Here is a 12,867-nt window from a genome sequence, read left to right on the forward strand (position 1 = left end):
AAAATCTTCCTTGTCCACTTTCCTTCCTTGTCTTCGGTGGTCTTGCCTTCACAGATCATATTAAAAACCTACCCTTGTAAGGAGAGGGAGGGGTCAAATAATATTCGATACACTAATCATGACTTGACAAACATCCTCTAACCCACCCTACTGAAAAAATTAACGTACCTCTTTCAAACTATCAAATTGTTTATTAAACATTTCAGTAAATAGATTCATGACTGTACGGTCTTCACGAACCCTAATATTAGCGGAGATTGACATACCCGACTGCAAGGATATCTTTCTACCATGAGCATCTAAATATTGTTTATCTAAACTAATTGTAGCGGGGAATCTATAAAATTGATATATTTCGTCTGGTGGTAATGCATCAGAGCCTATACTAATAACTTGTCCTTTAATGTCCCCAAACTGACTGAAAGGAAATGACTCAATTCTCACATCAGTCTTCATTCCTTCCCGGACGAAACCAATATCTCTATTGGTGATAAATACCTCAGCCAGAAAGTTATCATCAGGCACAATTTGCAGCAAGGTTTGACTAGCATTTGCTACAAAACCAGGGGTTTTTGCTTGTAAGTCAAAAATTGTTCCCCCCACAGGAGCGCGAAGTTCTTGATATTCAAAATTTAACTTAACTTGAGAAAGTCTACTATTTACATCTGCCAATCTTTGTTCATTACTTAGCAAAATTCTCATGAATTGGCTATCGATTTCGGCAATACGTTTTTTATTATCAGCTATTTTTTCTAAAACACTTTTACCGGATGCAGCTACAGTATTTTTGAGTTGTTCCTGTCCTTGCTCAATGGTAAACTGTAGACGTTGTAACTCCTGCTCTAATTGGTCTATTTCAGCGGTGAGACGTTGTACCTGTTGTTGCTGATTGAGATACTGTAGCTGAGAGATACCACCTTCTTCTGCTAATATTTTAATTTTATCTAAAATCTGTTGCTGGATAGCCAAGCTAGATTCAGTATCACTCTTTCTCACTCGTATTTGAGCCATTTCTTTTCTCGTTTTCTCTACTTCCAACTGTGCTGCGGCCGAGCGAGAATCAAATTCTTTTTGAGCAAATTGTAAACGTTGCTGTTCATCAACTCCTAAACCTGCGACTGTATTCAAGTTACTCAATTCAGCACGTAACAACTCATTTTCATTAACTAAGGCTGTCCTACTTTTTAACAGAAATTCGGCATTTGCTGGTAACTTAGCCCGGATAAACTCCAATTCTGATGCTGTTGTATAACTATTTGCCATTAAGCGACGATAAATTTCGTTTTCCTCAATTAAGGCTTGGCGAACGTTATTTAATGAATCTAATTCAGCAACAGTAGCCACAGTTTCAAAAGTTAGCAGCAAGTCTCCAGGGTTGACTTTTTCCCCATCTTTGACATGAACCGATTTTACCACCCCATTCACAGGGGCTTGCACTTCTTTGATACTCCCCTCCGGCTTGAGTTGACCTGTAGCAGGGACTACTTGCTCAATCTTGGCGAAATAAGCCCAAGTAATTCCAAAACAAGCTAACAATATCAACGACAGCATAATTGTGCGTGACAAAATTGGCGACTGGCGCAACAAAACTGCTTGATCAAAATTAACATAGTTAGGATTTGCTACAGGCCGACTAGGAACTTTTACCGGAGATGTAAGTACCTCTGAGTCGGGATTTAATCCGGTTTTTTTCTTACCGTTACCATTGCCATTAAGTTGAATCATGATAGTATTATTTTTGTGATTTTATTGGGTATCAAGTTCTCAATGCAGTTAAGAATTAACTTCTTGTTGTTGGTAAAGATGAAAATAATTACCTTTAGCAGCCATTAATTCTTGATGGCTTCCCTGTTCTATAACCCTGCCATTATCCATGACGACAATCATATCTGCATGGCTGACAGTATTGAGACGGTGGGTGATAAAGAATACCGTATTATCTTTGTATGATCGAGCTAAATTTAGACAAACTTGTCGCTCTGTGGGATAGTCCAGAGCGCTGGTGGCTTCGTCTAAAACTAATAGTTTTGGTCGTTGTAAAATAGAACGAGCGATCGCAATTCTTTGTCGTTGTCCCCCCGAAAGTCCAGCACCGCGCTCCCCTACCCTTGTGTTGTAGCCGTTGGGTAAGGACATAATAAAATCGTGAGCCGCCGCAATGCGAGCAGCCTCAATGATTTCGTCGGTGGTAGAATCAGGATTCGTCAGGGAAATATTTTCCAAGACCGTACCATCAAATAAGAGTGTTTCTTGGGGAACTACACCCACCTGTCGCCGCAGAGAATACAGTTCCACTTTAGAAATATCGTAACCATCAACCAAGATTCTGCCAGACTCCACCTCATATAGTCTCAGCAGTAACTTCATCATGGTACTTTTACCAGAACCACTCTGCCCAACAATACCAATAAATTTACCCGATGGAATATTAAGGCTGACATTAGAAAGTTGTAGCGGTCCGCTGGTTTGAAACCGGAAGGAAACATTGTCAAAGGTCACATTTCCTGATATTTCAGGTAAGGGAATGTTTTGGCGGTCTGCTTCGGCTTCTTCTGGTGTATCGACAATATCGCTTAACCGTTCTAGAGATAAAGCAGTTTCTTGGAAGCTTTGCCAGAGTTGCGCTAAACGTAATATGGGGCTAGTTACGTAACCTGATATAATCCTAAAGGCGATTAACTCACCTAAAGTTAGTTGTCCTTGGAGTACTAAATAAGAACCCATCCACAAGACTAGCAAGCTACTAAGTTTATTCAGAAAACTACTAGTAGAATTAGCCAGGGTGGAAGTGATCACGGTTTTAAACCCGGCGGCTACATACCGAGCATAACGTTCTTGCCAGGAAAAACGCGATTGCAATTCAATATTTTGCGCTTTTACCGTTTGAATACCCGACATTACCTCAACTAAATAGGATTGAGTGTGGGCGTTGCGTTCAGCCTTGGTACGTAACTGTTTGCTAATGGTGGGGGAAGCAATTAAGGTGAGGATCACAAATATAGGAACTGTCCCCAAACCTACTAAGGTGAGCTGCCAACTATAAAACAGCATCACGATAATATAAATTATCGAAAATACCGCATCTAATACTACCGTTAAAGCAGTACCAGTGAGAAACTGACGAATATTTTCTAATTCATTGATGCGGGTGGCTAGTTCACCTACAGGTCGGCGTTCAAAATAACGCAGGGGTAACCGCAGCAAGTGATCGATAATTTGCGACCCCAAACTCATATCAATGCGGTTGGTTGTATCGACAAATAGATAAGTTCTTAATGTGGTCAGTAAGGCTTCAAACACACCCACCACTAAAAGCAAAATCCCTAAAACATTTAGGGTACCAATGCTATTTTGAACTATAACTTTATCGATAATTAACTGAATGACCAGGGGGTTAGCTAGCTGGGCTAGTTGGACAAAAAACGAAGCAATAAAAACCTCTATGAGAACTCGCCGATGCTTGGAAAGATAAGGAATAAACCATTGGATACCAAAGCGCTCTTGCGGTGTTTCTTTGGTAGTAGCTACCAATAAAACTCTCACCTGGGGAGGTAAGTTGTTTTCATCAACGCTTAATTTGGCTACAAATTCGGCGGTTTTGCTGCGGACAATTCCTTGGGAGGGAACACCTACAACAATACTATTAGGTCCTGTTTCATATAAAACAGCATAACTGCCATCATACTGAATTATGGCTGGTGTAGGAATACGCTCAATTGCCGCAATAGGTAGGTCTACTAACTGGGACTTGAGTCCGACTAATTCTCCTACATAAGCACAAGCTGGAAAGGATATACTACCTTGGCGTTTGATTTGCTCATTTAAGATGCGACGAAGCACCTCCCGGCGAAAGGGCATTTTTAGGTGTTTCGAGAGCATTTGTAAGCAAGCAAGAACTGTATCTAATTCCCCCTTACCTCGAAAAAATGGGTAATTTTGACGTTTTTGTTGACCTTTCTGTTGTGGGGATGGTTGAGACTGGCTAATTTGTTCTCCAGGTATGTTGCGAATATCTAAGTCAACGGTGACGATTCCTTTAGTATGCTCATGGTTATCAACTCTCACTTCATGAGTCTCTAAATGAGTATCTAAAAACGATAAATCCGCCGGCGAAAACCCAATTAACCGTGCAGGAATTTTTCCTTTGACTTCAATGGAGTCACTCACTTCTAAGCGAGATCCAGGGGGAGAGTTGGTGACTGTCCCACCGCCACTGACAAACCAGATTTTTTCTCTATCCAGTTGGTGGTGGCGATTTTTACCGGGACTAAGGTAATTTATTTGGACATTTGCTAAGGCTTGCTCAGTAATTTCTCGCAGGTTGGGAACTGTCCTGGCTTGCTGTTTGATCTGCGGACTCAAAACATCAAAAACTTCTGCCAAATGGCTTTTGTTTAACCGGACATTGGCAAATTCTGGGTAAGCACCAAGAAGCTGTAAGTAGTCCGCCGCACTCACGCTTAAACAGATGACTTCAGTAGATGCGATCGCTGTTTCACAGGCTACTTCTCGTAACAAGCTGATTTCCCCCAGAATTGACCCTGGTTGCAGCAATTTCAGGGTAGTGGGGATTTGGGTTTGCGGATCGTATCCTAATAAGCGTATTTGTCCCTCAAACAGAATTGTCACTTGTTCGGGGAGTTTCTCTTGGCTAATAATTTTCCGCCCCGTACGTTGGCGCCAAACTTGTAGTTTTTCCGATAGCCCAGCAATTACTGCAGTTGGTAATTGCTCAAAGCCTTCCAGACTAGCAATAAATTCTTGAAAGGTACTCTTAGTATAAGTCATTCTTATAATAGCTGGTGACGTTGATTGATAATTTCCTGGTAGTTGAATAGTTATAACTATGTCTTACCAATATGGCAAGTAGTTTTTAAGTGTTTGAATGATTATGATCGGCAATTTTAGCCTTTAACCAAGCTTGAAAACGTTCATTCAACAGCCTTTGTCGTACTGTGGGGTCTAACTGAGATGGCAGTAATTTTTCTAAGCGCACAATGACTATCCAGTTCTCTAATTGAGTAGGAGGTAATAGCTGTTGTGGTTGGGTACTAGCCAATATTTTCGCTAAGATAGGATGGATGGATTGTAACTCTACAGGCCCGACTAAGCCATTGGTCTGTGCTTCTGGTCCTTGAGAATATTCTCGTGCCAACTCGCCAAAAGTTTGTTCTCCTGCTTGAATGCGGAAGTAGATTTCCTGAGCCACACCAATATCATTAGTCCGGATTAGGGAATAAATCACCCGATCTAATTGAGATTTGCGTTGGAAAAAATAAGCATCTAAATCCCCTCCCCAGGTAATTTGTTTAAATTTTTCCAGTTTGAATTGGCGAATGGCTATGGCCCTAAATTTCTCATCACTCAAATTATTTTGTTCTAGCCAACTCTGACGTAGTTCCTCAGAAGTGAGTTGATATTGAAGGGCCAATTGTTCCCCAGCACTTTTCTCTTCTTCTGGCGTACAGTCAATGTCGGCTATGGCCTGGTCAATCACCATTTCTTTGATTAAAGCTGGTAGCAATTGGTATTCTTCGAGCAATTGCAAAATTTCTGCTGTGGAAAAATTACTGAGGTCACTGGTAGTTTGTTGCCACAGGTTTTCCGATTGTATCACTGCTGTCATATCACTTTATAAACAATAGTCTTCAAAAGAACAATGAACAAATCTTGACTACGTACTCATTGGTTCCACTTAGGTAGACACAGCAGCCCAGATGTCACGCCTATATTAGGTGTGTTTAGCTAAGGACTCAGGGTGAACCATAGCGGATTGATTACAGCTATTCTTTGGCTATTATGATGTATGAGGCACATATAGCATACTTTCTGACTTGAACACAAGTAAATAAGCATAGATAAATCCACCAAATATTTACGAGATCTGGATGCTGCTGGTGATGGTATTCATACGGTATTTATTTAATTAGAATTTGCAAGAATACTCATGTCGTTATAACCTGAATCCGCATGATTTGGCAAATCCCCAACACATAAGATCAATAGTTTGCCCATAGAAGCTGATAGCCATACTTAATCATTGGGCCGGTTTACCCCCATCCCTTCCGTAGTATTCACCACAGATAGGGAGGGGATGACAACCGATGTTTGTTAGATGAAGAGGAATTGCTGAGTATTGCTCAAGTCAAGCTGAGTTGGGCTGATACCTTCTATTAGTGCCACATCAACACCGCCAACTTGAATCAGGGTATTTCCCATCCGACCTAGGAGATTTACTTGGTTAGAAGTAATGCCCCCCATACCGATGCGGTCTACTCCCACCTCAAAGTCCTTGACTACATTGGTTGCACTGGGTAAAGAACCAGCAACCACCAGCCAGAAGTTATCTGCGCCTTCACCGCCCCAGAGTAAGTTATTACCCCCTTCACCTGCGTAGAGGCTATCATTACCATCACCACCAAACAGGCGATCGCCCACAGTGGAATATAACTCATCATTACCAGAACCACCATAGAGACGGTTCTGACCATCCGGGCTAGAACGCAGCACATCCCGACCAGAACCGCCAAAGAGCATCTGTCCCCGTCCTTCCACTACTTGTAGGGTGTCATGGTCAGCCGCTCCCAGGAGAATATTAGGCTCAGTGGCCGCTTCAATCACCATCAGAGTGTCATTACCCTGACTACCATCAAGCACAGTACCACCAGCAGGTCCCTGAGACCCTAGATATAGGGTGTCATCTCCCTCACCACCACTTGCATAGCTGTTACCGCCCACGGAGATCACATCATCACCCCCAGCAGAATTAACAGTTACATTTGATGTCAAACTAGCTTCCACCGTATCATCACCATTGCCGGTAAAGACTGTGACTCCAGATTGATTAGTGTTCAGGATGAGGTCATCATTATTGGCTGTACCCATAACCACCCCAGGACTGGGCAAATTTAGCGGCTCTTCCAAACGTAAGAGAATGATTTCATTGTTATCTATAGCCGGTGGTCTACCCACTGAAAACGGATAATTATTATCGTTAGTCAGCAGTAGTGTATTTTCATCAATCACCAGCACAGCCTCAATAGTCACGAAGGGGAAGGTAAATGTAGTGTCAGCATCTCCATTCAAATCATTGGGGTCACTGATATTGAGTAAATCAACGATTTCCTCCTTAGACACAAAACCATTAGCATCAATTTGGGAGAAATCCACCTTGAATACCTTCTTAAACTGGGCCGTTGTCCCTTGACCGTTGTCCCGTTCAATCACCAGAAATTCATTGTCATTCACCACCGTTATAGCACCGATCGCATGGTTAGGTTGTGCCATGGGGTAGTAGCCTACCAGACCCTGAAATTCCTCGGATTGGGCATCAAATCTATAAATCCGCAGAGAATTAGCAGGGTCACCTAAAACAGTACCCTCCAGCATCGGATAGATGGTTTTCTTGTCTGGGCTGATAGCCATACCTTCAAATCCCCGAGACCGAGCCAGATTGGAGAACACCGGTTCACCCAGGGATTGTTGTACAACTAAGCTATTAGTTCCGGGGAAATCGCTAAAGAAACCATCAACGCTCAAATCGAGGAACTGTTGATATTCTAGTTTGGGGTCACCATTGTACTCCGCAGCCAGAAAAACATCTTCATCGCGGAAAGTGTAGGGGTGTAGAACTAACCCCACAGCGTGGGCATCTTGTACTAAGGTAGTGGGTGGTTGGAGTTGACCACCTACACTAGGTACAATCAGGCGCTTGTTAGGACCAATACCAGCGGCGTAAGTAGCAATCTCAGCTAATTCTTCAGGGCGAGTCAAATCACCGTAGGTGCGAGCGTCACCACTGACCACGAAATCATAGGGCCGACCACTAGCACCACCGAGCAATTGTACCAATGGGATATCAACGCCAGCCGCCGGCATAATCGACTCTTTCAATTCCTTGAGATTACCTACCTCAAAAGACTGAATAAATATCCGTGAAGGATCTGTAAAGTTTTCGGCAACTAAAGTGTTAATTAGTAGCTGACCTAAACTGGTATTGATGGGTGTTGCACCATCTAACAAAGTACCTTCGGTGGCAAAGAAAGTCGGATGCTTGGTTTCCGGATAAATACCAATTTTACGACCTGTTTCTACTTCTACTTGCTTCACCAAGTCGATAATTTCTTCCAGGGTAGGAACCTTTAACCCATCATTATCAAAACTAGTTCCCCGTAAATCTGGTAACCGCTCGATGGAATTGAGGGTTTTGATTTCTGCTAGGGTGAAATCTTCACTAAACCAACCCGTATATGTCCGACCATCTATGGTTTTAGTAGTCAGGCGGTCAGCAAATTCAGGACGGTCGTTAACATCCGTACTGGTGACAGTTCTATTCACTGAACCATCTTGATTAAGAAGTGCTAAGGCGTTTTCATGACGGGCTATTAAATGGCCATCTTTAGTTGGTACTAAATCAGGTTCAATGAAATCAGCACCATCAGCGATCGCCAGTTTATATGCTTCTAGAGTGTGTTCCGGACGTAAACCACTAGCTCCCCGGTGACCAATCACCAAAGGTGCAGTACCGTCTAAAGTAGCAAATTCAGGAGGTAACAGACTGGGGTTATCAGGAGAAATAACCAACGCTCCAGTTAATTGGTCGCGGACTTGGTTACCCGTACCCGGAAAGTCTGTAAAGTAACCATCAATGCCTAACTGGATGAAATCTATATATTCCTGGGCTGGATTACCGTTATAATTTGCCGCTAGAAACCTCCCTTCGTTACGGAAGGTATAAGGATGTACCACCAAGCCCGCAGCATGGGCATCTTGCACCAGACTTGTAGGTGAGGTAGTCGTTTTATCAGCATCATTGACTACACCATCACCATTGACATCATCCGCTAGACCGTCACCATTGGAATCCACCCCTTGAACAGAGATAATCATCCGTTTCCACGGGCCAATACCAGAGGCGTAGGTGGCGATTTCTTCTAGTCCTGCTGCTGTCCGCAGGTCACCATAGGTGCGCGTGTCCCCACTCACTACAAAGTCGTAGGGTTGAATTTCACTTAATGAACCATCTAAGTTAACACCCCCTGCATCTAATAACTGAACTAGGGGAATATCCGTTAGTTGACTCAGCTTTTTCAGGTTACCAACTTCAAAGGATTGGATGTAAATCCGTGAGGGGTCGGTGAAACCAGTTTGTTCTAGAGTTGCTAATAAAGGTTCTTCCAGGGACAGACCCAGGTCATTGTGGAAAGTGGGATGTTTGGTTTCGGGATAAATGCCAATTTTCTTACCGGTATCAGCTTCTATCTGCTGAACTAACTCAATGATTTCCTCAAAAGTCGGAATTTCATAGATACCATTAAATACTTGAGTACGGTAGCCCTGGGGCATAATCGCCCGTAAGGTTTTGATTTCTGCTAGGGTGAAGTCAGAAGCAAAGAAACCTTCTTCCGCAACACCATCAACTATTTTGGTAGTCCGGCGGTCAGCAAATTCTGGACGGGAGGCCACATCAGTGGTGGCGATCAGATTCGGCTCATGACGTGCGATTAATACACCGTCCTTGGTAGAAACCAAATCAGGCTCAACAAAATCAGCGCCCCGTTCAACGGCTAGTTTATAGGCTCCTAGAGTATGCTCTGGTAGTTCTCCGCTAGCTCCTCGATGTCCAATCACAATGGGTGGTTTACCATCGAGAGTATTTAAACTGACGTAATTCGGTGTAGGAATGGGGGCCTGTAATAGCTTACCCGTGCTATCAAAGTGCAGGAGATAAGGACCAAATTCTTCTCCAATCCAGAAAGTCCCATCGGCTGCAACTACCAAGGATTCCAGGTCGAAATCAGCACCAGTTAACAGGCGATCGCTCGTGTTTTCGTTAACAATTGCGAAAGGAATCCTGTTGTCAGGGTCAGATAGTTGCACAAAACCCAACACATTAACAGTTGCATCACCCCCAGTGGTGGTGCGGAAGTTGGGGGTAGCGCGATAAATTCGCAGTAAATAATCAGGGCTATTAGCCTTACTACCAAAACCATTATCAGACATTAACCAGAAGGAATCAGCATCGGCTCTCTGGACTGAACTAAATCCCTGTATGGGCTGGCGCTCAAAGGGTATGACTCTACCATTGGTATTACCAGTAATAGCACTACCTGATGATGGACCATCGGCAAAAGTATCAGCAGGAAGAGAAGCAAAACCTACAAGTGTAACTTTCGGGTTGTTGGACTCTGACATAGGATTACGTGGTTGATTATAAGTGCTGTCATTAAGGGATCAGGGGAAAGCATAAGCGATGTTTTCCCGGCTGGAAATTTCCAGTTGGTATTGAGGTTTGCTAACTCACCGTCTTGGTTAATCAACAAACCATAGGGATTTGACTAGATTGACGCCTCATGACTTTTGGAAGCTGTCAATCGCATTACCGACTACAAAACCTCCCAAGTATTGCTAGTTACATTAACAATTTTGGGCAGTAATGATTAGGTTAGCCTGCTATTAAAATATTGGACTTTGATTAAGAATCAACTAGCAACAGGTTAAAAAATAAATAATTCTCTATTAAGAGATACAAATAAATCTCACCATAGGTGGTAATTAATGATGCGGAAATGATCTTCCCCCTGGTTGATGTTGATTATATCTATATATCGGAAAATTTATACATAGGTTAGCTTAGGGATGGAAAGCAATGCGTATAATTAATATTGGTTTGACAAAAGAACAACGTCAAGGTGTGATGAATTTGTTAAATCAAGATTTAGCAGATTCCTACGTTCTGATAGTAAAAACCAAAAAGTACCATTGGGATGTTGTAGGGCCCCAGTTCCGTAGTTTGCATGAACTTTGGGAAGAACAGTATGAGAAATTGACTGAAAACATTGATGCTTTAGCAGAACGGATTCGGGCTTTGGGCGGTTTCCCAGTGGGTACAATGGCCGAATTTCTCAAGATTGCTACCCTCAAAGAACATAGCGGTGATTTACCCTTAGCAACAGAGATGGTAGCCCGATTGGTAGAAGATCATGAGCAGCTAATTCGTAATTTGCGCGACCATGTGGATCAGTGTAGTCAACAGTTTCATGATGAGGGAACTGCTGACTTTTTAACTGGACTCATGGAAGAGCGTGAACAGATGGCTTGGATGCTGCGTTCATTCATTGAAGGACAAGCCTTAGAACCCAGCGGTGCACAACCAGAAGCAGAAACTAAAACCCCTGTGGGTGTATAGAAGTCAACCTTCCTAGTATTGCCAAAATAAGTTTTCAGGAGTATTTAAGTGCCAGAACTTTATCAAGCAGAACGTACCATATCAGCTGTATTCAAAGAACAAAAGCAAATTGATCAGGTGATTCGACGCTTACTAGATAGGGGTGTACCTAGAGATAATATTTCGGTCATGGGCAAAGATTTCCAATCAGAAACGCGAATTTCTGGTTTTATTACTAAGAAAGATGTAATTCTAGGAGGCTTGAGAACAGGAGCTATTTTTGGTTCATTGTTTGGCTCGTTTCTCAGCTTACTAACTGGTGTGGGCGTACTGTTCGTTCCCTTTGTAGGCCCAATTGTAGCCGCAGGTCCGATAGGTGCGTTGTTGCTAGGTGCTGCTAGTGGAGCGATCGCAGGTAGCGCCGGCGCTGGACTAGTGTCAGCCTTAACAGCTTGGGGGATGTCTGAAGACAAAGCCACAGTTTATCAAACACGCTTACAAGCTGGCCAGTTTATATTAATGGCAGAAGTGCCAAGCGATCGCCTGGGGGAATTTCAATTACTGATCGAAAGTTCTGGTGGTGAAGAAATTCACACAACTGATAAAACATTGACTCATCCCTGTTCTGGCCCATGTAACAGTCCAGATGACTTGTCTTTGGAAGTTCGCTCTCATCTTTCCCAAGCAGCTCAAGGAACATTCATGACTCGCTATAATGCCGTTTTGGAGCAGACCGGTGACGAGTTAATCTCTGAACAAGCCGCTTGGGAAGCTGTTCATGAACAGTTTGATGAAGATGAAACTGGTGTCTGGTCAAAAGCCAAGGTAAAGGTTTAGAGCAAATCACAAGTTAATCAAGGTTATCTCCAGATTTATTCGTATTTTTTTTGTGACTCCACTCTTGATAAAAAAAGTGGAGTATTTAATATTTCCTCCTATTAACTTGCATCTCATAACTATCATTGCTATGTTGCTAACTAATGACTGGTTCTACCCGTGAGCAAATCCCATAAAAAGATGGCAATTATTGCCCCAATAATAGCGACAATTAGACCAGGAATACTCAGAGTCGCAGCAGTAATTTGTAATCTTCCTGTCTCTAACAGAGTAGCAATAGTTCCCCCGATTAAAGCACCGACAATACCCAAGATCATAGTTGCAATGATTCCGCCACCCTGACGACCAGGATAAATAGCTTTACCAATAGCCCCAGCAATCAAACCCAGAATGATCCAAGCAATTATGTTCATACTGAAAATTATCAAAAGGGTTACCAATAATTTATTAATTCCCATGTAGTATTCCTTCTACCATAAGAGATAGCTACGAAGTATTAACAATAATCTCCCTTGATAACTACACGCCTATACTCATGAGTTCTGTCCATAGGTGAAACAGCATTCATTTAATCCTGCTTTTAGTAGGGGATTGAACCGAGACAAGGAAAATTAATCTTCTTTTTGTCACCCGGTAATTTAATATTTCACAATATATTTAGAGGATGTTTGATAAGTTTTCCACGGGTAATTTTTATCTTAAGGAACAGACAAAAAACAATCAAATCCAGTCCCCTCCCCTGACAAGGACAAGACAAGGTGGACAAGGTGGACTAGGTGACAAGGGAGAAAAACAGTACAAAGTCTGTATTCTTAGTAAGAAAAATAGCCCCTTAAAAGACCATTGTCCGGATAAAATCTTCC

Annotated in this window: 8 protein-coding genes; 3 read left to right on the forward strand and 5 right to left on the reverse strand. The window is 42.6% G+C overall.

Going from position 1 to position 12,867, the window contains the following annotated elements; translation table 11 throughout:
• Positions 1-159: 159 nt before the first annotated feature.
• From NWP22_RS06075 to NWP22_RS06090, 4 genes are all read right to left on the reverse strand, one after another.
• Positions 160-1,725, reverse strand: coding sequence for a beta-barrel domain-containing protein (locus NWP22_RS06075; protein ID WP_271734370.1), 1,566 nt, complete (start codon positions 1,723-1,725; stop codon positions 160-162).
• 48 nt (positions 1,726-1,773) lie between these two features.
• Entirely contained in the window at positions 1,774-4,788 is a 3,015-nt protein-coding gene (locus NWP22_RS06080; RefSeq protein WP_280801627.1) for a peptidase domain-containing ABC transporter, read from the reverse strand.
• Positions 4,789-4,873: 85 nt separating this feature from the next.
• Entirely contained in the window at positions 4,874-5,626 is a 753-nt protein-coding gene (locus tag NWP22_RS06085; protein WP_271734373.1) for a peptidylprolyl isomerase, read from the reverse strand.
• Between the two features lie 485 nt (positions 5,627-6,111).
• Positions 6,112-10,194 (reverse strand): glycerophosphodiester phosphodiesterase family protein, encoded by a 4,083-nt coding sequence (locus NWP22_RS06090; RefSeq protein WP_425332607.1) that lies wholly within the window; start codon positions 10,192-10,194, stop codon positions 6,112-6,114.
• Between the two features lie 454 nt (positions 10,195-10,648).
• Here NWP22_RS06090 and NWP22_RS06095 point away from each other — a divergent pair, with 454 nt between their 5' ends.
• The gene (locus NWP22_RS06095) at positions 10,649-11,188 is read left to right on the forward strand and encodes a Dps family protein (RefSeq protein WP_280792966.1); all 540 of its coding nucleotides are present in this window, start codon (positions 10,649-10,651) and stop codon (positions 11,186-11,188) included.
• 48 nt (positions 11,189-11,236) lie between these two features.
• Positions 11,237-12,004, forward strand: a complete 768-nt coding sequence (locus NWP22_RS06100) for a ChaB family protein (protein WP_271734376.1) — start codon at positions 11,237-11,239, stop codon at positions 12,002-12,004.
• A gap of 140 nt (positions 12,005-12,144) precedes the next feature.
• Here NWP22_RS06100 and NWP22_RS06105 read toward each other — a convergent pair whose 3' ends face one another.
• Complete coding sequence (locus NWP22_RS06105) at positions 12,145-12,417, reverse strand: GlsB/YeaQ/YmgE family stress response membrane protein (protein ID WP_271734377.1); 273 nt, start codon at positions 12,415-12,417, stop codon at positions 12,145-12,147.
• 251 nt (positions 12,418-12,668) lie between these two features.
• Between NWP22_RS06105 and NWP22_RS06110 the strand changes: the two genes are divergently transcribed.
• A partial coding sequence (locus NWP22_RS06110; RefSeq protein WP_271734378.1) for a hypothetical protein occupies positions 12,669-12,867 on the forward strand: 199 nt, incomplete at its 3' end.

Origin of the sequence: Anabaenopsis tanganyikae CS-531, from assembly GCF_029891675.1 — a bacterium.
GTDB lineage: Bacteria > Cyanobacteriota > Cyanobacteriia > Cyanobacteriales > Nostocaceae > Anabaenopsis > Anabaenopsis arnoldii.

Bases quoted from the DNA above. Each gene is read 5' to 3' on its own strand.
- NWP22_RS06075 (WP_271734370.1), bottom strand. From the start codon at position 1,725: ATGATTCAACTTAATGGCAATGGTAACGGTAAGAAAAAAACCGGATTA.
- NWP22_RS06080 (WP_280801627.1), bottom strand. From the start codon at position 4,788: ATGACTTATACTAAGAGTACCTTTCAAGAATTTATTGCTAGTCTGGAA.
- NWP22_RS06085 (WP_271734373.1), bottom strand. From the start codon at position 5,626: ATGACAGCAGTGATACAATCGGAAAACCTGTGGCAACAAACTACCAGT.
- NWP22_RS06090 (WP_425332607.1), bottom strand. From the start codon at position 10,194: ATGTCAGAGTCCAACAACCCGAAAGTTACACTTGTAGGTTTTGCTTCT.
- NWP22_RS06095 (WP_280792966.1), top strand. From the start codon at position 10,649: ATGCGTATAATTAATATTGGTTTGACAAAAGAACAACGTCAAGGTGTG.
- NWP22_RS06105 (WP_271734377.1), bottom strand. From the start codon at position 12,417: ATGAACATAATTGCTTGGATCATTCTGGGTTTGATTGCTGGGGCTATT.